This is a genomic window from Actinoplanes siamensis (genome assembly GCF_016862395.1).
GTDB classification, from domain to species: domain Bacteria; phylum Actinomycetota; class Actinomycetes; order Mycobacteriales; family Micromonosporaceae; genus Actinoplanes; species Actinoplanes siamensis.
Window position 1 is genome coordinate 125,691 of the sequence record NZ_BOMW01000026.1, and the last position, 24,394, is coordinate 150,084.

Annotated in this window: 24 protein-coding genes and 2 riboswitches; of the genes, 16 read left to right on the top strand and 8 right to left on the bottom strand. The window is 69.9% G+C overall.

The genetic code is table 11. The annotated features are described in order from the left end of the window. Window positions 1–64: 64 nt before the first annotated feature. Window positions 65–1,183: a phosphoserine transaminase gene (gene serC / locus Asi03nite_RS14355; protein WP_203680020.1), complete on the bottom strand. Its 1,119-nt coding sequence runs from the start codon at window positions 1,181–1,183 to the stop codon at window positions 65–67. Window positions 1,184–1,225: 42 nt separating this feature from the next. After that, the gene (locus Asi03nite_RS14360; protein WP_203680022.1) at window positions 1,226–2,332 is read right to left on the bottom strand and encodes a citrate synthase 2; all 1,107 of its coding nucleotides are present in this window, start codon (window positions 2,330–2,332) and stop codon (window positions 1,226–1,228) included. A gap of 165 nt (window positions 2,333–2,497) precedes the next feature. Between Asi03nite_RS14360 and pdxH the strand changes: the two genes are divergently transcribed. From pdxH to Asi03nite_RS14395, 7 genes are all read left to right on the top strand, one after another. Beyond that, window positions 2,498–3,151: a pyridoxamine 5'-phosphate oxidase gene (pdxH, locus tag Asi03nite_RS14365; RefSeq protein WP_203680024.1), complete on the top strand. Its 654-nt coding sequence runs from the start codon at window positions 2,498–2,500 to the stop codon at window positions 3,149–3,151. Window positions 3,152–3,183: 32 nt separating this feature from the next. After that, window positions 3,184–4,440, top strand: coding sequence for an MFS transporter (locus tag Asi03nite_RS14370; RefSeq protein ID WP_203680132.1), 1,257 nt, complete (start codon window positions 3,184–3,186; stop codon window positions 4,438–4,440). A gap of 10 nt (window positions 4,441–4,450) precedes the next feature. Further along, entirely contained in the window at window positions 4,451–5,368 is a 918-nt protein-coding gene (locus Asi03nite_RS14375) for an aldose 1-epimerase family protein (protein WP_203680026.1), read from the top strand. Continuing rightward, entirely contained in the window at window positions 5,368–5,985 is a 618-nt protein-coding gene (locus Asi03nite_RS14380; RefSeq protein WP_203680029.1) for a nitroreductase family protein, read from the top strand. Before Asi03nite_RS14375 ends, Asi03nite_RS14380 begins: the two co-directional genes overlap by 1 nt. 59 nt (window positions 5,986–6,044) lie before the next feature. Further along, on the top strand, window positions 6,045–6,341 hold the full coding sequence (locus tag Asi03nite_RS14385) for a type II toxin-antitoxin system VapB family antitoxin (RefSeq protein WP_014687530.1): 297 nt from the start codon (window positions 6,045–6,047) through the stop codon (window positions 6,339–6,341). Between the two features lie 22 nt (window positions 6,342–6,363). Then, window positions 6,364–7,539: an acyl-CoA dehydrogenase family protein gene (locus tag Asi03nite_RS14390; protein ID WP_203680030.1), complete on the top strand. Its 1,176-nt coding sequence runs from the start codon at window positions 6,364–6,366 to the stop codon at window positions 7,537–7,539. A gap of 108 nt (window positions 7,540–7,647) precedes the next feature. Next, entirely contained in the window at window positions 7,648–8,394 is a 747-nt protein-coding gene (locus Asi03nite_RS14395; protein WP_203680031.1) for a DUF4230 domain-containing protein, read from the top strand. Window positions 8,395–9,200: 806 nt separating this feature from the next. Here Asi03nite_RS14395 and Asi03nite_RS14400 read toward each other — a convergent pair. Beyond that, a complete protein-coding gene (locus tag Asi03nite_RS14400) occupies window positions 9,201–9,404 on the bottom strand; it encodes a PspC domain-containing protein (RefSeq protein ID WP_203680032.1) in 204 nt (67 codons plus the stop codon). A gap of 882 nt (window positions 9,405–10,286) precedes the next feature. On the opposite strand from Asi03nite_RS14400, the gene Asi03nite_RS14405 reads away from it, so the two are divergent. The 4 genes from Asi03nite_RS14405 (at window position 10,287) to Asi03nite_RS14420 (ending at window position 15,406) form a co-directional block, all read left to right on the top strand. Continuing rightward, window positions 10,287–11,582, top strand: coding sequence for an ABC transporter ATP-binding protein (locus Asi03nite_RS14405; RefSeq protein ID WP_203680033.1), 1,296 nt, complete (start codon window positions 10,287–10,289; stop codon window positions 11,580–11,582). Between the two features lie 124 nt (window positions 11,583–11,706). After that, entirely contained in the window at window positions 11,707–12,183 is a 477-nt protein-coding gene (locus tag Asi03nite_RS14410) for an ATP-binding protein (protein ID WP_203680034.1), read from the top strand. Window positions 12,184–12,281: 98 nt separating this feature from the next. Next, a complete protein-coding gene (locus Asi03nite_RS14415) occupies window positions 12,282–13,022 on the top strand; it encodes a beta-phosphoglucomutase family hydrolase (protein ID WP_203680035.1) in 741 nt (246 codons plus the stop codon). 14 nt (window positions 13,023–13,036) lie between these two features. Beyond that, window positions 13,037–15,406 (top strand): glycoside hydrolase family 65 protein, encoded by a 2,370-nt coding sequence (locus Asi03nite_RS14420; protein WP_203680038.1) that lies wholly within the window; start codon window positions 13,037–13,039, stop codon window positions 15,404–15,406. A gap of 79 nt (window positions 15,407–15,485) precedes the next feature. On the opposite strand, the gene Asi03nite_RS14425 is transcribed toward Asi03nite_RS14420, so the two are convergent. Next, a complete protein-coding gene (locus tag Asi03nite_RS14425; RefSeq protein WP_203680040.1) occupies window positions 15,486–16,520 on the bottom strand; it encodes a coiled-coil domain-containing protein in 1,035 nt (344 codons plus the stop codon). A gap of 5 nt (window positions 16,521–16,525) precedes the next feature. After that, a riboswitch (cyclic di-AMP (ydaO/yuaA leader) is annotated at window positions 16,526–16,657 on the bottom strand. Window positions 16,658–16,865: 208 nt separating this feature from the next. Next, window positions 16,866–17,002, top strand: a riboswitch (cyclic di-AMP (ydaO/yuaA leader). 5 nt (window positions 17,003–17,007) lie between these two features. Here Asi03nite_RS14425 and Asi03nite_RS14430 point away from each other — a divergent pair. Next, window positions 17,008–18,054: a coiled-coil domain-containing protein gene (locus Asi03nite_RS14430; protein WP_203680041.1), complete on the top strand. Its 1,047-nt coding sequence runs from the start codon at window positions 17,008–17,010 to the stop codon at window positions 18,052–18,054. A 66-nt stretch (window positions 18,055–18,120) separates the two neighbouring features. On the opposite strand, the gene Asi03nite_RS14435 is transcribed toward Asi03nite_RS14430, so the two are convergent. Both Asi03nite_RS14435 and Asi03nite_RS14440 read right to left on the bottom strand, forming a co-directional pair. Then, on the bottom strand, window positions 18,121–18,894 hold the full coding sequence (locus tag Asi03nite_RS14435) for an ABC transporter ATP-binding protein (RefSeq protein ID WP_203680043.1): 774 nt from the start codon (window positions 18,892–18,894) through the stop codon (window positions 18,121–18,123). Further along, the gene (locus Asi03nite_RS14440; protein ID WP_203680045.1) at window positions 18,887–19,783 is read right to left on the bottom strand and encodes an ABC transporter permease; all 897 of its coding nucleotides are present in this window, start codon (window positions 19,781–19,783) and stop codon (window positions 18,887–18,889) included. Before Asi03nite_RS14440 ends, Asi03nite_RS14435 begins: the two co-directional genes overlap by 8 nt. A 187-nt stretch (window positions 19,784–19,970) precedes the next feature. Here Asi03nite_RS14440 and Asi03nite_RS14445 point away from each other — a divergent pair, with 187 nt between their 5' ends. The 3 genes from Asi03nite_RS14445 to Asi03nite_RS14455 all read left to right on the top strand — a co-directional run bounded on the left by Asi03nite_RS14445 (window position 19,971) and on the right by Asi03nite_RS14455 (window position 21,779). Next, entirely contained in the window at window positions 19,971–20,576 is a 606-nt protein-coding gene (locus tag Asi03nite_RS14445) for a TetR/AcrR family transcriptional regulator (RefSeq protein WP_239102678.1), read from the top strand. Window positions 20,577–20,630: 54 nt separating this feature from the next. After that, complete coding sequence (locus Asi03nite_RS14450) at window positions 20,631–20,999, top strand: hypothetical protein (RefSeq protein ID WP_203680047.1); 369 nt, start codon at window positions 20,631–20,633, stop codon at window positions 20,997–20,999. 249 nt (window positions 21,000–21,248) lie between these two features. Continuing rightward, window positions 21,249–21,779 carry a hypothetical protein gene (locus Asi03nite_RS14455; protein ID WP_203680050.1) on the top strand — a complete coding sequence of 177 codons (531 nt, stop codon included), beginning with the start codon at window positions 21,249–21,251 and terminating at the stop codon, window positions 21,777–21,779. A gap of 72 nt (window positions 21,780–21,851) precedes the next feature. On the opposite strand, the gene Asi03nite_RS14460 is transcribed toward Asi03nite_RS14455, so the two are convergent. Together Asi03nite_RS14460 and Asi03nite_RS14465 are read right to left on the bottom strand one after the other, a co-directional pair. After that, window positions 21,852–22,256, bottom strand: a complete 405-nt coding sequence (locus Asi03nite_RS14460) for a rhodanese-like domain-containing protein (RefSeq protein ID WP_203680052.1) — start codon at window positions 22,254–22,256, stop codon at window positions 21,852–21,854. After that, complete coding sequence (locus Asi03nite_RS14465; RefSeq protein ID WP_203680054.1) at window positions 22,253–22,723, bottom strand: cysteine dioxygenase; 471 nt, start codon at window positions 22,721–22,723, stop codon at window positions 22,253–22,255. The genes Asi03nite_RS14460 and Asi03nite_RS14465 overlap by 4 nt, the downstream gene beginning before the upstream one ends. Before the next feature lie 352 nt (window positions 22,724–23,075). Here Asi03nite_RS14465 and Asi03nite_RS14470 point away from each other — a divergent pair, with 352 nt between their 5' ends. Then, entirely contained in the window at window positions 23,076–24,176 is a 1,101-nt protein-coding gene (locus Asi03nite_RS14470) for a neprosin family prolyl endopeptidase (protein WP_239102679.1), read from the top strand. Window positions 24,177–24,394: the final 218 nt, after the last annotated feature.

Below are 24,394 nucleotides of genomic sequence, written 5' to 3' on the forward strand. Positions count from 1 at the left end.
ACCCGCTCCTTCGTAGGGACTATGCCTGCCTGATCGCTTCGCGCCAAGTCCGGCGACGGATTGCCTACAGCCGCTCGACGACCCAGTCGATGCACGTGGTGAGCGCCACCACATCCGTCGGGTCGACAGTCGGGTACAGCGCGATCCGCAGCTGGTTGCGGCCCAGCTTCCGGTAAGGCTCGGTGTCCACGATGTCGTTGGCGCGCAGCACCTTGGCGATCGCCGTGGCGTCCACCCCGTCGGCGAAATCGATGGTGGCCACCGCCGCCGAGCGCAGCGCCGGATCGGTGACGAACGGCGTGGCGAACGACGACCGGTCGGCCCAGCCGTAGACCGCGGCCGCGCTCTCCGCGCTGCGCTTGACCGCCCAGGGGAGGCCGCCCTGCGCGTTCATCCAGTCCAGCTGCTCGGCCGCGAGGAAGACCGTGGCCAGCGCCGGCGTGTTGTACGTCTGCTCCAGACGCGACTGTTCAACAGCGGTCACGAGGTCGAGGAACTGCGGGATGTACCGCTTCGTCGCCTTGATCTCGTAGGCCCGCTCGATCGCGGCCGGCGACATCAGGGCCAGCCAGATCCCGCCGTCCGAGCCGAGCGCCTTCTGCGGGGCCAGGTAGTAGACGTCGGTCTCGCGCAGGTCGACGTCGAGGCTGCCGCCGCCGGAGGTGGCGTCGGTGAGCACCAGCGCGCCCTCGTCGGCGCCCGCGACCCGGCGGACCGGCACCGCGACACCTGTCGAGGTCTCGTTGTGCACGCTCGCGTAGACGTCGACGCCGGCCTCGGCGGTCAGGAACGCCGCCTGGCCGCCCGGAGCCTTGTGCACGGTGGGCTCGGCCAGGAACGGCGCGTCGGTGACCGCCTGCGCGAACTTGGCGCCGAACTCGCCGAACTCGGCGAACTGCGCCTTCTGCCGGACCAGGCCGAACGTGGCGACCTCCCAGAAGGCGCTGGTGCCGCCGTTGGCGAGGACCACTTCGTACCCCTCGGGGAGGGAGAAGAAGTCGGCGAGACCCCTCCGGAGCCGGGCAACCTGCTCCTTCACCGTCTTCTGGCGGTGCGACGTGCCCATGAAGGTGCGGGACACCGCGGAGAGCGCCTCGACACCCTCCGGCCGGACCTTGCTCGGCCCGCAGCCGAAGCGGCCGTCCACAGGTTTGATCGCGTCAGGGATCCGGATGTCATTCACGAATTTGCCTCGGTTTTCCGCCGCGGATTGGCTGGGCCACGGTCACACATTATGCGTGAGTTGGGACCAGCCCTCGACCTCCGAGGGCTTGCGCGGCTCCGGCCCCAGGTAGCGCAGGCTCGGGCGGAGGATCCGGCCGAGCCGTTTCTGCTCCAGGATGTGCGCGCTCCAGCCGGCCACCCGGGCGCAGGTGAACATCGAGGTGAACATGTGTGCCGGCACCTCGGCGAAGTCGAGCACCACAGCTGACCAGAACTCCACGTTCGTCCACAGCTCCCGGCCCGGTTTGCGCTCGCGCAACTCGGCCAGCGCGGCGGTCTCCAGGGCGGCGGCCACCTCGTACCGCGGGGCGGCCAGCTCCTTGGCGATCCGGCGCAGCACCCGGGCCCGCGGGTCCTCGGCGCGGTAGACCCGGTGACCGAAACCCATCAGCCGCTCGCCGCGGTCCAGGACGTCCTTCACGTACCCCTCGGCGTCGCCGCTGCGCTCGACCGCCTCCAGCATGTGCAGCACCCGGGTGGGCGCGCCGCCGTGCAGCGGGCCGGAGAGCGCGCCGATGCCGGAGGAGATGCAGGCCGCCGCGTCGGCGCCGGTGGAGGCGACGATGCGGGCGGCGAAGGTGGAGGCGTTCAGCCCGTGCTCGGCGGCCGAGATGAAATAGGCGTCGACGGCCTTGACGTGCCGCGGGTCTGGTTCGCCGCGCCACCGGCGCATGAACCGCTCCACGATGGTCTCGGCCTTGTCGATGTCCTTCTGCGGGACGGCCGGCAGGCCCAGCCCGCGGGCCGCCTGGGCGACGAAGGAGAGCGCCGTCACGGAGACCCGGGCGAGGTCCTTGCGGGCCTGCTCGTCCGTGATGTCGAGCAGCTGGGAGAGCCCCCAGTACGGCGCCAGCATGGCGACCGCGGACTGCACGTCGACCCGGATGTCACCGGAGTGCACCGGCACCGGGAACGGCTCGGCCGGGGGCAGACCCGGGCCGAATCGCCCGTCCACCAGCAGGCCCCACACGTTGCCGAAGGAGACCTGGCCGATCAGGTCCTCGATGTCGACGCCGCGGTACCGCAGAGCGCCCCCGTCCCGGTCGGGCTCGGCGATCTCGGTCTCGAACGCGGTGACGCCCTCGAGCCCCGGCTTGAAGTCGGACACGGCACTCCCTGAAGACGTGAGCTGCGGTGGGTGATTCATCTTGCCCGCCGAGTAACCGCATGGTCGACCCGTGGACATTGTGCTCTCGATGACACCCATCCTGGTTCAACTGACACCGGGCGGTCGCGGACTTAACGTCGTTGCAGCCGAAAGGAAGTACCTCCGATGCCATCCGATCCGCCGTCCCCCGCGGGGATGCGCCGTGACTACACCGAGCACGGGCCGTTGCTGGAGAGCTCGCTGGCGGAGCACTGGACCGCCCAGTTCGCGGCCTGGTTCGCCGAGGCGACCGCGTTCGGGCTGCCCGAGCCGAACGCGATGATCGTGGCGACGGCGGACGCGGCAGGGCGTCCCTCCGCGCGCACGGTGCTGCTCAAGGGGTACGACGCGGCCGGTTTCGTGTTCTTCACCAACTACGGGTCGCGCAAGGGGAGCGAGGCGGCCGAGAACCCGTACGCCAGTCTGGTCTTTCCCTGGTTCGCGATCCAGCGGCAGGTGATCGTCTCCGGGCGGGTGGAACGCGTCTCCCGCGCGGAGACCGAGGCCTACTTCGCCTCCCGGCCGCGCGGCTCCCAGCTCGGCGCGTGGGCCAGCCCGCAGTCGCGGGTGCTGCCCGGCCGGGAGGCGGTCGACGCCGGCTTGGCCGCCGCGCTGGAGCGGTTCGGCGACGGGCCGGTGCCGGCGCCGCCGTACTGGGGCGGGCTGCGGGTGGTCCCGGAGACCGTGGAGTTCTGGCAGGGCCGCAGCAATCGGCTGCACGACCGGCTGCGCTACCGCCGGTCCGACGCCGGCTGGATCGTGGAGAGGCTCGCCCCGTGAGCGTGGCCGGCGTCGACAAGAAGAAGTCCTGGATGATCGACACCGCCCCGTTGCGGCTGGTGACGTTCCGCCGGATGTGGATCGGTAACGGCGCGTCCTTCTTCGGCTTCCAGTTCACCTCGGTGGCCGTGCCGGTGCAGATGTTCGCCGTGACGCACTCGCCGTTCTGGGTCGGCCTGCTCGGCGTGGCCGGTCTGGTCCCGCTGCTGATCTTCGGGCTCTGGGGCGGCGCGGTGGCCGACGTGGTGGACCGCCGCCGGTTGCTGTTGTCCAGCTCGGCACTCACCTGGGTGGTCACCCTGGGCCTGCTGGCGCAGGCGATTGCGGGGGTACGAAGCCCGCACCTGCTCCTCGTGCTGACCGCGGTCCAGTCGATCGGCTTCGCGATCAGCTCCCCGGCGCGTCAGTCGATCATCCCGCGGATCGTGCCGGCCGATCTGGTGCCGTCGGCGAACACGCTGAACTACACGACCACCACGGCCGGCGGTGTGCTCGGCCCGCTGGCGGCCGGCCTGATCATGGGAGTCTGGTCCACCGGCACCGGCGTCTCGGTGGCCTACGCGGTGGACGCGCTGCTGTTCACCGTGACGTTCTGGGCCACCTGGCGGCTGCCGCCCATCCCGCCGACGGAGCCGGACGAGTCCGGCGAGAAGCCGACTGCCGGCCTGCGCGGCATCGCGGCCGGGCTCAGGTTCCTGGTCACCCAGCCGGTGCTGCTGCTCTCCTTCGGCATCGACCTGATCGCCATGGTGTTCGCCATGCCGCGGGCGCTGTTCCCGGCGGTGGCCGAGGACCGCTTCGGCGGCGGGTCAGCGGTCGGCTGGCTGTTCAGCGCGATCGCGATCGGCTCGGTGCTCGGCGGCCTCACCTCGGGCTGGATCGGCCGGGTCCGCCGGCAGGGCATCGCGCTGGTCGCGGCGGTGGTCGGCTGGGGCGTGGCGATCGCCCTGTCCGGTCTGGCCCACCAGCTCTGGCTGATGATCGTGCTGCTCGCGGTGGCCGGCGCGGCGGACCTGGTGAGCGCGGTGTACCGGCAGACGATCATGCAGACGTTCGCCCCGGACCGGCTGCGTGGCCGCCTGCAGGGGGTGTTCACCGTGGTGGTGGCCGGCGGTCCCCGACTGGGTGATCTGCGGGCCGGCGCCACCGCCGAGTGGACCGGCGTCGGCCCGTCCTGGGTCGGCGGCGGGATCCTGGCCGCGGCGCTGGCCGTGGTGCTGGCGGTCGCCTTCCCCGCCCTGACCCGGTACCGGCCTGTCCCGGAACCGGTGGCGGAGGCCGAACGATAGTGTCGCGGGTATGACAGACACAGCCGCGAAATCCGGGGTTCAGTGGTCCATCGAGGCGGACGGCCGCCGTGCCGTCCTCACCGAGGTCGGTGGCACGCTGCGCAGCTTCTCGTCCGGCGGCGTCGAGCTGCTCGACGGCTTCGGGCCGGACGAGATCTCCCCGGGTTCCGCCGGCCAGATCCTCGCCCCGTGGCCGAACCGGATCCGGGACGGCAAGTACACGTTCCAGGACCAGGAGTACCAGCTGGCGCTCTCCGAGCCGGCCCGGCACAACGCCATCCACGGGCTGGTCAACTGGTCGCGCTGGCGGGCCACCGAGCACACCGCCTCGGCGGTGACCCTGGAGTACGACCTTCCGCCGCAGGTCGGCTACCCGTGGGCGCTCACCCTGCGCACCCGCTGGTCGGTCTCCGCCGAGGGGCTGCGCGGCGTGCAGGAGGTCGTCAACACCAGCGACGCGGACGCCCCGTGGGGCTACTCCGTGCACCCGTACCTGCGCCTGCCGGGCGTCTCGGTGGACGACACCGTGCTGCAGGTGCCGGCGAGGACCCGACTGCTGGCCGACCATCGGTTGCTGCCGCTGGGCGCCCAGAAGGTGGCCGGCACCGACTACGACTACGCCGAGCCCCGCCGGCTCGGCACCGCGGTCCTGGACACCACGTTCGGCGACATCGACTTCGGCCCGGACGGGCTGACCGAGGTGGTGCTCGCCGACCCGGACTCGGACGCGCGGATCACCGTCTGGGCCGACGACAAGTTCAAGTACTGGCAGGTCTTCTCCGGCGACACGTTGCACGGCGAGCGGCACCGCCGGTCGATCGCGGTCGAGCCGATGACCTGCCCGCCGGACGCGTTCCGTTCCGGCCGTGACCTGATCGTGCTGGCCCCGGGCGAGACCTGGACCACCGCGTGGGGGATCCGCGCCTGATGGAGTTCGACGAGGTGATCCGCCGGCGCCGGATGGTCCGGGGGTACGACCCCACACGCCCGGTGCCGCCGGAGCTCGTCGACAAGATCGTCCGGCACGGGCTGCGCGCGCCGTCGGCGGGTTTTTCGCAGGGCTGGAGCTTCCTGGTGCTGACCGCCCCGGAGGACCGCGAGCTGTTCTGGTCGGTGACCGCCTCCGCCCGGGGGGACGCCGGCGGATGGCTGCGGCGGATGAGCACCGCCCCGCTGATCGTCGTCGCGTTCTCCAACAAATCGGTCTACCTGGACCGGTACGCCCAGCCGGACAAGGGCTGGACGGATCGGGACGAGGCGCGCTGGCCGGTGCCGTACTGGGACGTCGATACCGGTTTCGCCGCGCTGCTGATGCACCTCACCGCGGTCAACGAGGGGCTCGCGTCGTGCTTCATCGGGCTGCCCGCCGACCGGGTGCCGGACGTCAAGGCGGCTTTCGGGGTACCCGGGGAGTTCAGCCCGGTCGGTGCTCTCACCGTCGGCTATCGGGGAACCGACAAGAGGTCACCGTCACTCAAGCGCGGTCACCGTCCGGTGGACGACGTGGTGCATCATGGCCGGTGGGCTTCGGCCGTCCAGGGCTGATCGGCCCGCGGCTACGCTGGCATACCGAGGGACGTCGTGCAGGGAAAGGGGCAGCCGCCGTGATCTTCAAAGCGGTCCGGGACGGAGCCCCGTACCCTGATCATCACACCACGCTGAAAGCGTGGGCGGAGATCCCGCCGCGGCCCATCCGGCTCGCCGATCTGATCACCACGAAACGCGAGCTGGCGCTGGACAAGCTGCTCGCCGAGGACTCGACCTTCTACGGTGATCTCTTTCCGCACGTCGTGGAGTACCAGGGCGCCCTCTATCTGGAGGACGGCCTGCACCGCGCGTTGCGCGCCGCCCTCCAGCAGCGCAATCAGATTCACGCCCGCGTATTGGTCGTAGAGGGCTGACAACTCCGTTAATTTGACATGCATGGTTGTTCGACCGCTTGACCTGCTGGATCTTGACGACCTACTGAGTGATGACGAGCGCGCCGCGCGCGCTCTCGCCCGCCGGGTGGCGGACGATCATGTTCGCCCGGACGTGGCCGGCTGGTACGAGAACGGCGATCCGCCGATCCGGGATCTCGCCGTCGAACTGGGCAAGGCCGGCCTGTTCGGCATGCATCTGACCGGATTCGGCCTGTCCGGCGTCTCCACCGTCGCCTACGGCCTGGCCTGCATGGAGTTGGAGGCGGCCGACTCCGGCGTCCGGTCGTTGGTCTCGGTGCAGGGCTCCCTGGTGATGTACGCGATCTGGCGGTACGGCTCGGACGAGCAGAGGGACCGCTGGCTGCCCGCGCTGGCGGCCGGCCGATCCATCGGATGTTTCGGCTTGGCCGAGCCGGACCACGGCTCCGACCCCACCGGGATGTCCACCCGGGCCCGCCGGGACGGCGACGACTGGGTGCTCGACGGGGTCAAGACCTGGATCCTGAACGCGCCGATCGCCGACGTCGCGGTGATCTGGGCCCGCGCCGAGAAGGGCGTGGCCGGTTTCGCGGTGCCGACCGACACGCCCGGGTTCTCCGCCCGCGAATTCCGGCACAACATGTCACTGCGCGCCTCGGCCGTCGGGGAACTGGTGCTGGACGGGGTGCGGCTGCCGGAGAGCGCCCGGCTGCCCGGCGCGCGCAGCCTGATGGCGCCGCTCTCCTGCCTGACCGAGGCCCGGCTGAGCATCGTCTTCGGGGTGCTCGGCGCGGCCCGGGACTGCCTGGACGCGACGCTCGACTATGCCGCCGGGCGCGAGCAGTTCGGCCGGCCGATCAGCGGGTTCCAGCTGACCCAGGCCAAGCTCGCCGACATGGCGGTGGAACTGCAGAAGGGTTTCCTGCTGGCGTTGCACCTCGGCCGGATGCGGGACGCCGGGGGCGCGCCGCTGCGGCCGGAGCAGGTGAGTGTCGGGAAGCTGAACAACGTACGGGAGTCCATAAAGATCGCCCGGCAGTGCCGGACGATCCTCGGCGGGAACGGGATCCGAGGTGAGCTTCCGGTGATGCGGCACGCCAGCAATCTGGAGAGCGTGCTGACGTACGAGGGGACGTCGGAGATCCACCAGTTGTCGATCGGCCAGAAATTGACCGGATTGAACGCTTTTTCGCGCTAGGGCCGGACTCGCGGATCGCGCGAGTGCGGGACGGGCCGTGAGCGTCGGAGGTCATGTCTCCGGGGTCTCGGCATGCGAATTGTCGTACCCCCTCCGTACCGTTGAGGCATGGCCCACACACCGGAAGTCGACGAGCCGACGACGAAGGAGTATTCGGCTGTGCCCCAGGAGGCGGAGCCGGTCGCCCCGGCCACTCCGCCGGAGCGCGGGCCGAGCTTCTTCGCCCGGCTGCTGATCTTCGTCGGCTTCGTCTTCGCCCTGATCGTCGCGTCCTGTTTCGGGCTGCGCGCGATGAACGTGCTGCCCTCCTTCGACAACCCGTTCTCCGATCAGACCGTCGACCGCAGCCAGCCCGTGCTCCTGCAGTCCATGCGCGATCTGCATCGTTACGTCGCCGCCGACGGCACCTTCCAGGTGATCGTCGACCTGCAGCAGAACAAGGAGAACATTCCGGACTTCCTGGTGAACCGGCGGATCCTGTTCGTCGGCTCGGGCACAGTGGAGACCTACGTCGACTTCGGCGCGCTCAGCGGCGACGCGCTCAAGGTCGACAACGAGAAGAAGACGATCGAGCTCGTGCTGCCACCGCCGCAGCAGTCGCAGGCCGCTCTCGACATGTCCAAGAGCTACGTCGTCGAGGAGAATCGCGGGTTGCTGACCAGCATCGGTGACGCGTTCCGCAGCGACACCGACAAACAGCAGCGGGTGTACGAGACGGCCCAGCAGAAGATCACGGAAGCGGCCAAGTCCAGCGGCCTGGACCAGCGGGCCCAGCAGAACACCCAGATGATGCTGGAGAGTTTGTTCGCCCGGCTGGGTTACACCTCGGTCAAGGTCAGCTTCACCAGTCCGTGAGTGAGATCCTCCGCCGCCGGCTCGCCTCAGGTGTCGCCGGCGGCGGAGGCCGGCCGCCCCCCAAGCGCGAGAGCTCCCGTGCCGGGTAGGGGACTTCGTGGCCTGCGGGGGTGTGGCGGGGTGTCGTGCTTGCTCGTGGTGTGGCAGCGGCGTGCGGGAGTGTGGCGGGTCTTCGTGCATGGCTGCGGTGTGGCAGCGGCCTGCGGAGCGTGGCCCCGGAGACAAGTGACGCCGCCGCCCCCGGGGGGGTAGGGCGGCGGCGTCGGGAACCGCGACCCGGTGGCGGCCGGGGCACGATTCACGTTCTTGGCGCGGTGGGCGGTGTTGCCGTCCGCCGCGGGTTCCTCCTCAGGGCCGGCGGTCGTAGCGCTTTCCTGGAGCGGCCTCTTCCCGGAGTAAGCGTCTGCTCCCGAGGCAAGCGTCTCTTTCCCGGAGCGAGCGTCGCCCGCGCCGGTCGGCGATGAGGTCCCGGCCGGGATTGCCAGCCCGGCTTCCGCCCGGCCGGGAGTTCTTGGGTGGTCCCCGCGATAGGTCCGTTGTGCGGCATCCAATCGCGGTCTGCGGCTGCTTGTCTGATATGTGCCCACTAGCCCGGCAGAGTATTCATGGAATCTCGATGTCCGCTGCTGCGTGGCTGGGCCTCGGGTGTGGCTGGGCCTCGGGTCTGGCTGGGCTTCGAGCGTGTTCCGAGCGCGTGGCTGGGCTCTGCGGGTGGCTCGGCCTCGGGTGTGGCTGGGCTCCGAGCGTCACTGGGCTCCGAGCGTGGCCGCACTCTGGTCGGGCCGGCCCCGGGAGGGCCGGCGGGGTCACTCGTTGGGCATCAGGGCCCAGAGGACCAGGTAGGCGATGAACTGCGGGCCGGGGAGCAGGCACGACAGGACGAAGGCCAGACGGACCACGCCGGTGGAGAAGCCGAAACGGCGGGCCAGACCCGCGCAGACGCCGGCGATCATGCGGTTGTCGCGGGGGCGGGCGAGAGAATACGACTTGAGGGGGCGGGTCACGATCATCCACTCCTTCAGTGGTGGCCGGGGCTTTCTGCCCTGGACCACTTCGACGGTAGGTACGGTGGCGCGGCCGTCCCTCATCCCGCAGGTGGAGACCGGGGACCGTGCTCCCGTAGGGGAGACCCGTACCCGGATGTCCTCCGCGGTTAACCTTCAGCCGCCTCGCCGAGCCCCTGACCTGCGGATCCGGCATTGTCATGCTCCGGCATCGTCATGGCAGACGAGAGGTGATGCAGGCAGCCCTTCACGCGAATTCCGGGACCGGCCTCACCGCCGGCGGAGCCGCCTTCTCGCCTTTGATCGCAGCGCCGGTTTGCGCGCGGCCGGGGCGTCCGGCGTCGACCGGATCGAGCGTTCCGCCGATCTGCCGGAGCGCCTGCGCGAAGCGGCCCGCCGGGCCCGGGGCGCCGCTGCTGCTCTGCGCGGACGATCCGGTGGTTCGGCACGGGCTGCTGCGGAGTCTGGGCGGCCAGGGCGGGGGCCGCGGCGCGGTGTTGGTGGCGCCCGACCCGGCGGGCGATCTGCCTGAGGAGCGCGGGCGGGTGCTGCCGGCCGCGCCGGTGCCGGGGCGGAGCACTACCTGGGGGCGTCGTGGCGCGAATCGGAGGAGCGGGTGTAAAAGGCGCCGACACGATCTTTCCGCGCCGGAATCGATCAATCGACGCGATTCGTTGGCGATCCGTCAACAACGGCTATGAGAAATGTCGGTTCTTGCTGTAAGAGTGCACAGCAAGAACCGCAATGCGCGGATCTCCGTAATCGAATGATCACTATCTGCGAATGGCACGTTCACCCGATGGCAAAGCATCGAAACCCCTCGCAGAGTCATTAACCGATTGCCGACCGTCGTGGGATCGGGATCACAGTCGATCGGGGAGGTTGACGGTGTCCACCGTCGCGCTGAAAGACGTCACCAAGGTTTGGCCAGATGGCACGGTTGCCGTGGATCGGGTGTCCCTCGACGTGCGGGACGGCGAGTTCATGGTCCTGCTCGGCCCGTCGGGCTGCGGCAAGTCCACCGTGCTCCGGATGATCGCCGGCCTGGAGGACCCCACCGAGGGCGACATCCTGCTCAACGGCGAACCGGTGCTCGACCTGCCCCCGCGCGACCGCAGCATCGCCATGGTCTTCCAGGATTTCGCGCTCTATCCGCACATGACGGTCGCCGACAACATCGGCTTCCCGCTCAAGCTCTCCGGCGTCGAGCCGGGCCCGCGGTCCGACCGGGTCGGCGCGGTGGCCGGCGCGCTGGGCATCGGCGAGGTGCTCGGCCGGCGGCCGAGTCAGCTCTCCGGCGGGCAGCGGCAGCGTGTCGCGATGGGCCGCGCGATGGTCCGCCGCCCCGGCATCTTCCTGATGGACGAGCCGCTCTCCAACCTGGACAGCGGACTGCGCGCCGAGCTGCGCGCGGAGATCACCAGCATGACCCGGGAGCTGGGCGTCACCACCATGTACGTGACGCACGACCAGGCCGAGGCGCTGACCATGGCGGATCGCGTGGCGATCATGCGGCGGGGCGTGCTGCAGGACCTCGGCACCCCGACCGAGGTCTACCGGCGCCCGGCCACGCTCTACGTCGCCGCCTTCCTCGGCTCGCCGCGGATGAACCTGCTGGAGGCCGCGGTCTACGTGCACCTGGACCGGTACGTGGCGCTCAACTTCGGCGAGCAGACGCTCTACCTGGCCTGGTCCGACCCGCGGTCGCGGGCGGTGGCGCGCTACCACGGCGAGCGGATCGTGGTGGGCGTGCGGGCCGAGGCGCTCACCCCGGTGACTCCCGACACGCCCGGGGCGGTGCTGCACGGCCGGATCCGCTACCTGGAGCACCACGGTCACGAGTCGCTGGCCTACCTGGACATCGGGGCCACCGCGATCGTGGTGGACGAGACCGGCGGCGCGGTCGCCGAGCCGGCCGCCCCGGGTGGCGCACTCAAGCGGCTGGGCGGGGCGTTACAGCGCCTGACCAGGGGGAATCCGACCGCGGCGGCGGAGACCAAGGACGGCCCGGTCAGTCTGCTCAACGACCCCGGCCGGCACCACCGCAAGCCGGCCGAGCTGTCGGTGCGGCTGGCGCCGTACCCGGCGGTCAACCCCGGGCATCCGCTCACCGTGGCGGTCCGGATGGACGCGGCGCACTTCTTCGACGAACGAGGGGACCGGATCGATGTCGGCTGGCGGTGACAATCGTGCCGAGCGGGGCAGGAGCGGTGGCGAGCGCGGCGAGAACCGGGCGGAACGCCACTTCCGGTGCGGATCGTGGATGCCTCCCGCCACTGGGCGGCCACAGCGCGTAGGCTGCACGACGGTGGAGGACAGGATCGGCCAGACCGTGCGCTCGGCCCCCGGAGGGGAGCCGGGGATCGATGCCGTCCCGTCGCGGGCGGCCGTCCCGGTCCTGCTGGACCGCACCTTCGGGGACGCCGACATCACCGTGCTGCGGCACGAGGTGACCCGCCTGCTGCCGACCGTCGGGGTGTCCGGTGAGCGGCTCGCCGGTTACGTGCTCGCCGTCAACGAGGTGATCACGAATGTGGTGCTGCACGCCGGCGGGCACGGCCGGATCGTCCTGCGGGTCGAGGGCCGCTCGGTCTGGTGCGTGGTCACCGACTCCGGCCCGGGCATCCCGGACGGGTGTCTGGACAGCCATCTCCTCCCCGGTACGGAGGAGATCGGTGGCCGTGGGCTGTGGCTGGCGCACCAGCTGTGCGACGAGGTGACCACGGCGACGGGGCCGATCGGCACGTCGATCGGCCTGCGGATGGACCTGCCGCCGTTGAGCTGAGAGCTGAAACAGCAGCTTGAGTGACTTATGAAACACTGGCGAAATGTGAAGCCGCCCTTCGCCTCTCGTCCCGCGGCGGGTGCGACTACATTGGGCGCGTGCTCGGACTTCCTTCCCAGGTGACCGCTTGCCTTTTCGATCTTGACGGTGTGCTCACCAACACCGCCCTTGTGCACAGTGCCGCGTGGAAACAAACGTTCGACACGTTCCTCGAGTCATGGGCTCGACGGCATGATCAACCGTTTGTGCCGTTCGACCCCGGGGCCGACTACCACCGATATGTCGACGGGCGCCAGCGCGCTGACGGCGTCCGGACGTTCCTCGCCTCACGGAACATCACCCTTCCCGAGGGCTCGCCGGACGACGATCCTGACCAGGACACCGTCAACGGCGTCGGCAACCGCAAGAACGTCCTCGTCCTGCAGAAGATCGAGGAAGGCGCCGTCGAGGTCTACCCCGGCTCGGTGGAGTACCTGAGGGCCGCCAAGGCCGCCGGGCTGCGCCGCGCGGTCGTCTCGGCGAGCGCCAACTGCAAGGACGTGCTGGAGGCGGCCGGCATCGCCGACCTCCTGGAGGCCCGCGTGGACGGGATCGTCGCCCGCGAGCTCGGCCTGCCCGGAAAACCCGCGCCGGACACCTTCCTGCACGGGGCGAAACTGCTCGGCCTCCCACCGGAGAGCTGCGCGGTCTTCGAGGACGCCCAGGCGGGCGTGGCGGCCGGCCGCGCCGGCGGTTTCGGCGTCGTGATCGGCGTGGACCGGGTCGGCCAGGCCGACGCGCTGCGCGCGAACGGGGCCGACGTCGTCGTCACCGATCTTTCCGAACTGCTCAATCACTAAGAAGAGGCACGACCGTGATCCGTGAACGGGCCTACCCCGTCGACCCCTGGCACATCCGGGAGACCCGGCTGGACCTGGACCTGCTGGCCCAGTCCGAGTCGGTGTTCGCGCTCTCGAACGGCCACATCGGGATACGGGGCAACCTGGACGAGGGCGAGCCGCACGGCCTGCCGGGGACGTATCTGAACTCGTTCTACGAGCTGCGGCCGCTGCCGCACGCCGAGGGCGGTTACGGGTTCCCCGAGTCCGGCCAGACCATGGTCAACGTCACCAACGCCAAGCTGATGCGGCTGCTGGTCGACGACGAGCCGTTCGACGTGCGGTACGGCGAGCTGCGCTCCCACGAGCGCGTGCTCGACATGCGGGCCGGCACGCTCGAGCGGACCGTGGAGTGGGTCTCCCCGTCCGGCAAGGGCATCCGGGTGCGCACCGTGCGCCTGGTCTCCTTCACACAGCGCGCGGTGGTCGCCTTCCTCTACGAGGTCGAGCCGCTCGAGGAGTCGGCCCGGCTGATCCTGCAGTCCGAACTGGTGGCCAACGAGCAGCTGCCGCCCAGCAGCAAGGACCCCCGGGTGGCGGCCGTGCTGGCCCAGCCGCTGCAGGCCGAGGAGATGCTGGAGCAGCGCTCCGGCGGCCTGCTCGTGCACCGCACCAAGGTCAGTGACCTGCGGATGGCCGCGGCCATGGAACACCTGGTGGAGACGCCGGGCCGGCACGCGATCACGACCGAGGGGCACGGCGACTGGCTGCGCACCACGGTGGCCTGCCGGCTGGAGCCGGGGCAGAAGCTGCGCGTGGTCAAGCTCGCGGCGTACGGCTGGTCCAGCGCCCGATCGCTGCCGGCCCTGCGCGACCAGGTCGGCGCGGCCCTGGCCAGCGCCCGGCTGGACGGCTGGGAGGGTCTGGTCCAGCAGCAGCAGGAGTACCTGGACGCCTTCTGGGACCACTCCGACGTGCGGGTGGAGGGCGACCCGGAGGTGCAGCAGGCGGTCCGCTTCGGGCTGTTCCACACGCTGCAGGCCGGCGCCCGGGCGGAGAAGCGCCCGATCGGCTCCAAGGGTCTGACCGGTCCGGGGTACGACGGCCACACGTTCTGGGACGCCGAGACGTTCGTGCTGCCCGCGCTCACCTACACCCAGCCCTCGGCGGCGGCCGACGTGCTGCGTTGGCGGCACTCGACGCTGGACCTGGCCCGGGAGCGAGCGCAGACGCTGGGCCTGCAGGGCGCCGCGTTCCCGTGGCGCACCATCCGCGGCCAGGAGTGCTCCGGCTACTGGCCGGCGGGCACCGCGGGCTTCCACATCGCCGCGGACATCGCCGACGCGGTCCGGCGTTACGTGCAGGCCACCGGCGACTACGACTTCGAGCGCGAGGTCGGCCTGGAGCTGCTGGTGGAGACCGCGCGGCTGTGGCGCTCGCTGGGGCACCACGACCGGCACGGGCGTTTCCACATCGACGGCGTCACCGGCCCGGACGAGTACACCGCCGTGGTGAACGACAACATCTACACCAACCTGATGGCGCAGCAGAACCTGATGACCGCGGTGGATGCCTGCAAGCGCCACCCGGACCTGGCGCGGCGTTTCGGGGTGGACGACGAGGAGGCCGCCTCCTGGCGGGACGCGGCGGCGGCCGTGCACATCCCGTACGACCAGGAGCTCGGTGTCCACCAGCAGTGCGAGGGCTTCACCCGGCTGCAGGAGTGGGACTTCGAGAACACCCCGCCGGAGGCGTACCCGCTGCTGCTGAACTTCCCGTACTTCGACCTGTACCGCAAGCAGGTGGTCAAGCAGGCCGACCTGGTGATGGCGATGTACATCCGCGGCGACGCGTTCACCGCGGAGGAGAAGGCGCGGAACTTCGCGTACTACGACGCGCGGACCGTCCGGGACTCGTCGCTCTCCGCCTGTGTCCAGGCCGTCCTGGCCGCGGAGACCGGGCACCTCGAGCTGGCCCACGACTACCTGGGCGAGGCCGCCCTGATGGACCTGCACGACCTGCACCAGAACGCGCGGGACGGCGTGCACGTGGCGTCGCTGGCCGGTTCGTGGATCGCGCTGGTGGCCGGCCTGGGCGGGATGCGTGACTTCAACGGTCAGCTCTCGTTCGCGCCGCGGCTACCCAGCCGGATCAACAACCTGGACTTCTCGCTGCTCTGGCGCGGCCTGCGGCTGCGGGTCAACGTCACGGCCGACGAGGTGACCTACTCGCTGCGCAACGGCGGCGGCTCGGCCCGGCTCACCCTGGTGCACCACGGCAAGGAGGTCGAGGTCACCCAGGTCCGCCCGGTGACCATGCCGATCCCGTCGGCCGGTCCGGTCGGCCCGGCGCCGACGCAGCCCGCCGGCCGCGCTCCGGTGCGGCGTGCGACGCCGCATCACTGATTTCCGCGGTACGAACCGGAGAAGGCCCCCGCTCGTCGAGAGCGGGGGCCTTCTCCGTGGATCGTGGGGCGTCACGGCCTCACAGCAGGGACACGTGCACGTGGTCGGTGTGGTCGCTCGGCCCGTGGTAGGCGTGCCAGTTGTTGGTGGCCGGGAACCAGATCTGCTTGTACCAGATCACGTAGTAGATGCCGAGCCGGTCGGCGTTGCGCACCAGGAACGCGGTGAGGTCGTTGCCGTACCGCATCATGGCGTCGTTGTGCGCCGCCGAGAAGCCGCTCTTCTGCAGGGACCAGTCGCAGGCCCGGCCCTTGGGGTGCTCGAACGGGCCGCCGTCGCGATGGCAGCCGACGAAAAGTTTGAACCCGGCTTTCCGCACCTCCTGGTAGAGGTGCAGGGTGCGCTTGGTGATGCAGCCGTTTGTCGTCGGGTCGACCTGGTTGCAGGGCTCCGCGGAGAATCCGCCGCTGGAGTTGCGCGGCGCGGGCGACGCGACCTTGGAGACCGCGTCGACGAAGCCGTTGGTGATCGTCTTGTTGATGCCGGTGCCGCCGCCGAGCAGCTCGAGCTGGTCCTCGGCCGAGTCGTGCTGCCTCTTCTGGATCGCCAGCTGCTGTTCGTGGTTCTTGACCTCGGCGTCCAGCTTGGTCTTGCTGTCGGTGATGGTGGCGAGGGTGCTGTTCAGCTCGTTGAGCTTCGCGTCGTGCAGCTTGTTGATCTCCTCCAGGGAGACCGCCTTCTCGATGAAGTCCGACGACGAGTCGGCCCGGAGCAGGAAGCTCAGCGTGCTCAGGTTGCCGAACTCGTACTGCTGGCGGGCGATCGCGTTGACCTCCGGGATCAGCGCGTCCCGGCGCTTCTCGGCGTCTGCGATCTTGGTGGCCAGGGCCTTCTGGTTCTTCTTGGACGTCTCGACCGCTGCCTTGGCGTTGACGAACCGCCGGTTGGTCGCCTCGAGTTGGGCGGAGAGGTCGTCGTCCTCGTCACCCTCCGCGGGAGTGGACGAGCTGCCGCCTGGTGCGGCGAGAGCCGGCGTGACCGGCGCCACGAATATCGTGGTGGCCACGAGCGGCGCCAGGGCAAGCGTCAGCCACCGGCGGGGACGTGCGGTCATCAACAATCCTTCCTAGTCACCGCCGACCGGGTTAGCTGACGGGTTCGGGACGGAAGCTATCCCTACCGCACAATGCGGATTCACCCCAACTACCTGGTTCCCCGGCTCGCCTTTCGGCGATTGGGCGGCGGCCTGCCGGCAACTCGGGGGCGGTGCCGTCCTGGCAGGACCGGCGGTCAGTTTACCTGAGATATCACGCCGCATCAGCTGACGAGAAACCGCCAAAAGTGTCACCTCTCAACGACTTTCCGTAATGGCATCACGAATTGTGATGGCGTCGTCGCAGCGGGTGCGAGAACTGTCGATTCGTCGATCGAGTGGGTATGGTCGGTCACGGTTCCCGCCCGGGGACCGCCGCCTAATCGCAACAAACAGCGAGCCGGGGATCCACATTTCTTCCGGGGTGAATCCGCGCCAGCGGTAGGGATTTCCTTCGTCCCGAACCCGTCAGCTAACCCGGCCGGCGGCCGACGGAAGGAAACAGCCAGTGCAGCATGTGACTGCGCGGCGACCATGGGTGGCCGTTCTCGCGCTGCTGGTCGCCGCATGCGGGATCGGCGGTGTCGCCACGCCGGCCGCCGCGGCTCCCCGGCCCCTCGCCGCCCCGGGGGAGTCCGGTGACGACGGTGAGGGCGGTTCCAAGTCCCTGCTCGACAAACTCGACGAGGCCTCGAAAGGTTACGTCTCCGCCAAGGCCAAGTTGACGACGTCCAAGGATCAGCAGGTCAAGCTCGGCGCCGAGCTGAAGAAGCTGGACGCGGCGATCGGCCCGCAGCAGCAGGCGCTGAACAAGTACGCCGAGCAGGCCTACACGATGGGCCGCCTCGGCCCGCTGAGCGCGCTGCTCACCTCGGACACCTCGGCCGGCTTCCTGGACCGCGCCCAGCTGCTGAGCACCGTGGCCGAGCGGCAGAACCAGGCCATCGCCGACCTGAGGACCACCCGGGACAACCAGCAGAAGGCCAAGACGGCCATCGACAAGACCGTCGCCGACCAGGAGAAGCTGGTCAAGGTGATGGCCAACCGTAAGGCCCAGGCCGAGCAGGCGCTGAAGGAGGCGGACCAGGGCGACGACGCCGCCGACGACGCCGACTCGGGCAGCTCCGGCGGTGGCGGCGCGACCGCCGACAAGCCGTCCGGCAGCCTGGCCGGTGGCTGCAGCGTGGACGACCCGACCACCACGGGCTGCATCACCCCGCGCCTGTCGTTCGCGCTGAAGCAGGCGCAGAAGGACGGCTTCACCCGGTACGTCGCCTGCTTCCGGCACCAGAACAGCGGTGAGCATCCGAAGGGCCGGGCCTGTGACTTCGCCGCCGACAAGAGCGGCTTCGGCGGGGTGGCGACCGGGAGCAGCCGGACGTACGGCAACAACCTGGCGAACTACTTCATCAAGAACTCGGACACGCTCGGGGTGCTCTACGTCATCTGGTTCAAACGGATCTGGCTGCCGAGCAGCGGCTGGAAGTCCTACAGCGGGGCGGGCGGCACTCCCTCGACGGACCACACGAACCACGTGCACCTCTCGGTGACCTGACCGGCCGTACCAGCAAGAGGAAAGCCCGGGCCGAAGCGGCCCGGGCTTTCTCCTGTGGGTCCCCACCTACTTCTTCATGTAGCTCTCGTACTCCTTGAGCACGTCGGCGGTCGGGCCGTCCGCCCGGATCAGCCCGGACTCCAGCCAGATCGCTCGCTCGCAGGTGTCCCGGATGGACTGCTCGCTGTGGCTGACCAGGAACACCGTGCCGGCCTGGGCGCGCAGCTCGCGCACCCGGGCCTCGCTGCGGCGGCGGAACTTCGCGTCACCGGTGGCCAGCGCCTCGTCGATGAGCAGCACGTCGTGCTGCTTCGCCGCGGCGATCGAGAAGCGCAGGCGGGCGGCCATGCCGGACGAGTACGTCCGCATCGGCAGCGAGGCGAAGTCGCCGCGCTCGTTGATTCCGGAGAAGTCGATGATCGCCTTCGTCCGTTCCTTGACCTCGCCCGGCGACATGCCCATGGCCAGGCAGCCCAGCTCGACGTTGCGCTCGCCGGACAGGTCGTTCATCAGGGCCGCGTTCACACCCAGGAGCGACGGCTGACCGGCCGCGTAGATCGCGCCCCGCTGCACCGGGAGCAGGCCGGCGACCGCGCGCAGCAGCGTCGACTTGCCGGAACCGTTGCTGCCGATCAGACCGATCGCCTCGCCCTTGTAGGCCACGAAGCTGACGCCCTTGACCGCGTGCACCTCGCGCACGTTCGCCGAGTTGGTCTTGGTCAGGAGCCGCTTGAAGGCGGAGAGCGGGCTGGCCTGGTTGGTCCCGATGGCGCCGACGATCTTGTAAATGATGTGGGCGTCGTCGGCGATGACTGTCGGAACGCGCTCGTTGTCAGCCACGGCCGTAGCCTTTCTCTCCACGCCAGAAGTACAGGAAGCCGGCACCGCACACGACCACGGCCCAGATGACCGCCTCGGTCCAGAGCAGGCGGGGGCTGCCGGCCAGCGTGACGTTCTCCATCAGCGAGTGCCGGTACAGCTCCACGAAGACCAGCATCGGGTTGGCCTCCACCAGGTGGAGCTTCCAGCCGTGCAGGTGGTCGGTGAACCGGGTGACCGGGTAGAGCACGGCCGACGCGTACATCCAGAAGCGCATGATGAACGGGATCAGCTGCTTGATGTCGCGCATCTTCGAGCCGAGCCGGGCGCCGCCCATGGCCATGCCCATGTTGAACATCGCCTGCAGCACCATCGCCGGCAGGATCAGCAGCCACTGGAGGTTCACCGGCTCACCGGTGATCAGCACGATGATCAGCAGAACGCCCATCGCGGTGATGAAGTTGCGGATCTCGACCAGCGCGGCCGACAGCGGCAGGCTGGCACGCGGGAAGTGCAGCGCCCGGATCAGTCCCAGGTTGCCGGTGATCGAGTTGACGCCCTGCGACACCGTCGCCTGGGTGAAACCGAAGACGAAGACACCGATGCAGAGGTACGGAACGAAGTTCGTCGTGTTCGCCCCGGTGCCGATGATGACGCCGAAGATGATGTAGTAAACCAACGCGTTGATGGCCGGGGTCAGGACCTGCCACAGGGTGCCCAGGTTCGTGGTGCCCAGGGTGGACACGGTCTTCGCCTTGGCGTGCGCGGTGATGAAGTGCCGGTAGCCCCACAACTGGCGGGCGTACTCCACCGGTCCGAGCAGCCGCCCGGATGAGGCCAGACCGTGCCGCGCGGCGAGCTCCTTGAGGGGTACGCCGGTAGCGGTATCGGCAACCGCTGTCTCTGGCATGGAGTTTTGCTCCGATCTCGTCGGCCGGTACGAGGCGGCGGACTCCGCTGCATTGCCTTCAGACACAGATAGCAGCATGACAGGCGCCCGCCGACGCCGATGGAACGGGTTCGTATCGACGTGGGAGGAACGGTAGCCGACGATGCGGCGGAACGCAACCGTTACGTCGTAGCGCTATAGTTACCCGGTGGCGACAGTGAAGCGCGCACCGGCCGGAGCGGCGGTGCTCCGAAATGACATCACCGTGGCGATTCGTAACGCGGTCATGAGCGAACTCGCGGAAGTCGGTTACGGCCGGCTCTCCATCGAGGCCGTGGCCCGCCGTGCCGGGGTCGGCAAGACGGCGATCTACCGGCGGTGGAGCAACAAACTCGAGATGGTACTGGAGATCATCACCGATGTCGCCGGGCGCAAGGTGCCGGTTCCCGACACCGGCAGCTTCGCCAGCGACCTCGACCTGCTGATGATGATCGTCAGCCGGGCGTTGCAGCACCGTGTCGCCTCGCAGATCATCCCCGACCTGATGGCCGAGGCGGCCCGCAACCCGCAGATCGCCGAGACGCTGCAACGGGTGCTGCGCATCCACCAGCAGTCGGTCGGGGAGAAGCTGGTCGGCCAGGCCGTCGCGCGCGGTGAGCTGCCCGAGGGCACCGACCCCGACGTCGCTGTCGACCTGATCCTCGGCCCGCTGTACTGGCGGCTGGCCGTCTCCCGGCAACCGATCGACGACGACTACCTGGAGAAGCTGGCCGCCGCGGTGCTCGGATCGCTCAAGGGCGGCTCGGCTACGTAGAAGCAACTCAACATTTCCTGTCGCCGGCCGACGCGCGGGCCGAACGAGAGGGCCATGCAATCCTCCAGCTCTCCACACGTCGACACCACAGTTCTGGACGCCGCCGCGATGCTCGCGATCGCCATGGGCCGCGCCTCGGAGACCGGCCTCGGGTCGGTCCCGCGGCCGCCCGAGGTGGTGACCGGTGCCGCCGTGGTGGGCGCCTGGCGTAGCCAGGACGGTTCGGTCACGCTGCAACTGCGCACCGACGGGACGTACGCCGGTGAGATCGCCGGCCGTCGCAAGCGGCCGCGGGGGACGTACCGGGTCGACGGAGGCGCGGTGGTCCTGCAGGACGAGTCGTCCGGGTTGCGCACGCCGGTGACCGTGCTGCACGAGGGCGAGCTGGAGATGGCCGGGCATCGCCTGCTCCCGGCCGCCTGAGGACAGCGACCGGGAAGCATCGACGATGTGATCCGCATCTCGCTATGTGCCGGCAAGGCCCCCCTGGTCCGTCTGTGGTGTTCGTCACTATCCGCGCGCCGCGGCAGCGATCCTGACGTATCGCGGTGACCTCGTGACGCCCCGTCGCGGGCTGGTCGTCGGCGCAGCCGCTAAGCCCGGCCGCGGAGGCCGCCGAATCTCAGGTGGGAAGCGGAGACGGGAGGGACCGGAGTGCGGCGGGTCGGAACCATGACGATGCTGGTGGCGCTGGTGCTGGCCGCCGGCGGCTGCGGCGGTGGCGAGACGGCCGAGACCGCCGCGGAACCCACCCCCGGCCAGACCTGGCAGCTGCTCAGCACCGGCAGCCCGTCGGCCAGCCCCACCCCGTCCGCGTTCGGTCCCCGGCCCCGGCCCAGCGCCGCGACCCTGTCCGCCTCGCCGGATCCGGGTTGCGCCAAGACCTTCACGCGGACCGAGGAGGTGCTGATCCCGATCGAGGTGACGCCGGTCCCGCGTGGCCTCAAGGTGGAGTGGCCCCGGCAGTACGACTCGAACTACCGGGTCACCGCCGTACCGCAGGAGCTGGTCACCGGCGCCCAGCCGGAGCCGCCCTGGAAGGACGTCCCGGCCGGCACCGGTTGCACGATCAGCACCACGATCACCGGGCTGATCCCGGGCGCGCCCTACGTCGTCTGGCTGGACGCGCCGAACACCGGTCACCGGACCGACGGCGCCCGGCACCTCTACAGCGGACGCTCGGATGTCGTCTACCCGGGGTGACCAGTGCTCGCCCGGCCGACCCTGCCGGGGCATCGGGAGACTGGGACCCAGGGCCCGCCAAGGCTCTGCCGGTCAGGCCGCCGCCGTGGTGGGCAGGCCGGCGTCCTTCCAGGCCTTGAAGCCGCCGGCCAGGTCGGTCGCGCGGTGCAGGCCGAGGTTCTGCAGGGCGGCCGCGGCCAGGCTGCTGGTGTAACCCTCCTGGCAGGTGATGATCACTGCCAGGTCGTAGTTGTCCGCGAACGGCAGGCGGGCGTCGCTGCGCGGGTCGAGGCGCCACTCCAGCACGTTGCGCTCGATGATCAGCGCGTCCGGGATCTCGCCGAACTCGGCGCGCTGGGCCGCCGGGCGGATGTCGATCAGGACGGCGCCGTCGCGGACCGCGGTGTCGGTCTCCAGCGGGCCCAGGCGGTTCAGGCGGGCTCGGGCCTCGTCCAGAATCTCGGCGATGCTCCGGGAGCCGGCGGGGGCCGCGGTCACCACTGGGCGCCGGCCTTGTCCACGGTGAGGACCTCCAGACCGGCCGGGCCGAGGCGGTACTTGGTCATCGCGGTCAGGGCCGGGCCGTAGACGTGCACGCTGATCGCCGGGTCGGTGCCGCGGTTGACGATGCGGTGGACGTGGTGTGTGCCGAACCGGCGGCCGGCGCCCTCGCCGAGGTCGCGCGTCACCACCCGGGGGGCCTCGGCCGGGCCATTGACGGTGTCCTCGGTGAGGGTGCCACTGAAGACGTGGAACGCGCCGGCCGAGCCGCCGTGGTCGTGCAGCTCGGTCTGCTGGCCGGGCAGCCAGGTGAGCAGCCAGACCTCGTGGTCGTCGGCGACCGCCAGCCGGTGATACCACCGCTGTACCGGGTCGAACCGCGGCGGCACCACCCACTCCTGGGGCGCGTTCGCGAATTGCCGGGCGATGGCGAGGTGGTCGAGGCGGAGGGCGGTGGCGGACATGCGTTTCTCCTCGGGACGACATACATAACCTATCGGCAAGATAGGTTTTACCACAGAAGTTGATCGCGTGGGGCGGTTTCCCGGATCCGGCACGTCCCCCGAAAGAGGCATAATGATCTTTGCCTCTTTCGTGACGTGGTGCGAACAATTGCCGTCCGCAATAGCGTGCGCACGCTGTGTCGAACAAAGTGGGCAGTGTGTCACCGGAATGGTCGACGGCCTCAGCCGTTACGGCAGAGTTCCTGGTCGGGACGTCTCTGGGCAATTGAGAAGGCTATATGGTGAGGTCGCCGCCGGGTCCTGGCGTGCTCTCCCCGCCGCAGCTCCCCTCCCGATGAACGAGGACGGACACGTGTTGAAGTCACGCCGCGGTCTGCTCGCCGCAAGCCTTGCCGTCGCGGTGATCGGTGCGATCGGAGTCGTCTCCACGCTCCACGCGGGTGCCGAGCAGATCCCGGACGAGCCCGCGCCGGCCACCGCCGCCGCCCCCGCTCTCCGGCCCCCCGCCGAGCTGCCGTGGGGCGCCCGGCCGCAGCGGGTCAAGCGCGGCAAGGACGGGGCCACGAGCAAGGCCCTCAAGGTTGCCGGGCTCAGCGTCGCCGCGCCGGCCGAGGGTGACAGCGGGGCGCCCGCCGACGAGTACGCGCCGAAGGGGCGCAGCAACAAGTCGACGTTCCTGCGGACCGCGAAGACCAATGTGGTGCCGCCGGAGCCGTCGGCCGACCCGTCCGAATCCGCATCGGACTCCCCGTCGGCTTCGCCGTCCGCCTCCGCCTTCGCCTCGCCGGGCAGCTCCGGGCCGACGGTGAACTTCATCTACAACGTCGGCTCGCAGGCCGCCGTCTCGGACGGCGCCTACGTCAACCTGACCATCAACAAGCCGAGGCTGGGCAAGCGGGACTACCACACGCTCGCCGAGCTGGCCGTGCAGTCCGCGGACGGCAACCAGATCGTCGAGGTCGGCTGGAACGTGGACCGCGTGGTCAACGGCGACGACGACCCGCACATGTTCGTCTACCACTGGGTCAACCGCCAGACGTCCTGCTACAACGGCTGCGGCTTCGTGCAGTACAGCAGGACCGTGAAGCCCGGCGACACGCTCGCCGTCGACCAGCAGAAGCGGTTCGGCATCCAGTTCTACAACGACGCCTGGTGGGTGGCGTACGACACCGAGTGGGTCGGCTACTTCCCGGCCAAGCTCTGGGGCGACGTGTCGTTCACCAAGACCGGCCTGGTCCAGGTCTTCGGCGAGGTCGCGGCGTCCTCCGAGAAGCCGTGCACCGAGATGGGCAACGGCAGGAACTCTGACGACACCACCTCGGCCCGGATCGGCAGCGTGGCGTACCTCAACGGCCCGACGCCGGACATCGTGGTGCGCACCACCAGCGACTACTACACCGTGGCGCAGCTGAGCACCCGGACGTTCCGTTACGGCGGCCGCGGCGCCTGCTGATCCGCACGGCTCGCGCCGCCTCTGTGGCTGGCGCCGGCTCGTCGCTCGCGCCGCCCCACCGGTTGCGCTGTCTTGCGGCTCGCGCCGCCCGGCCGGTGATGCCCGGTCCCTCCTAAGAGGCCGGGCATCGATGTTTTCCGGTTCGCCGCCCCCACCGTGAACCGATCCGCGTGCCACGATGTACATCCGGGTGGCCGGGCGGAACCCGATGGGAGCTG

Excerpts from the sequence above, each read along its gene's own strand:
- Asi03nite_RS14370 (WP_203680132.1), top strand. The coding sequence starts at position 3,184 with ATGATCGACACCGCCCCGTTGCGGCTGGTGACGTTCCGCCGGATGTGG.
- Asi03nite_RS14450 (WP_203680047.1), top strand. The coding sequence starts at position 20,631 with ATGCAATCCTCCAGCTCTCCACACGTCGACACCACAGTTCTGGACGCC.
- Asi03nite_RS14395 (WP_203680031.1), top strand. The coding sequence starts at position 7,648 with ATGGCCCACACACCGGAAGTCGACGAGCCGACGACGAAGGAGTATTCG.
- Asi03nite_RS14375 (WP_203680026.1), top strand. The coding sequence starts at position 4,451 with ATGACAGACACAGCCGCGAAATCCGGGGTTCAGTGGTCCATCGAGGCG.
- Asi03nite_RS14400 (WP_203680032.1), bottom strand. The coding sequence starts at position 9,404 with ATGATCGTGACCCGCCCCCTCAAGTCGTATTCTCTCGCCCGCCCCCGC.
- Asi03nite_RS14465 (WP_203680054.1), bottom strand. The coding sequence starts at position 22,723 with ATGTCCGCCACCGCCCTCCGCCTCGACCACCTCGCCATCGCCCGGCAA.
- Asi03nite_RS14380 (WP_203680029.1), top strand. The coding sequence starts at position 5,368 with ATGGAGTTCGACGAGGTGATCCGCCGGCGCCGGATGGTCCGGGGGTAC.
- pdxH (WP_203680024.1), top strand. The coding sequence starts at position 2,498 with ATGCCATCCGATCCGCCGTCCCCCGCGGGGATGCGCCGTGACTACACC.
- Asi03nite_RS14455 (WP_203680050.1), top strand. The coding sequence starts at position 21,249 with ATGACGATGCTGGTGGCGCTGGTGCTGGCCGCCGGCGGCTGCGGCGGT.
- Asi03nite_RS14425 (WP_203680040.1), bottom strand. The coding sequence starts at position 16,520 with ATGACCGCACGTCCCCGCCGGTGGCTGACGCTTGCCCTGGCGCCGCTC.
- Asi03nite_RS14390 (WP_203680030.1), top strand. The coding sequence starts at position 6,364 with ATGGTTGTTCGACCGCTTGACCTGCTGGATCTTGACGACCTACTGAGT.
- Asi03nite_RS14440 (WP_203680045.1), bottom strand. The coding sequence starts at position 19,783 with ATGCCAGAGACAGCGGTTGCCGATACCGCTACCGGCGTACCCCTCAAG.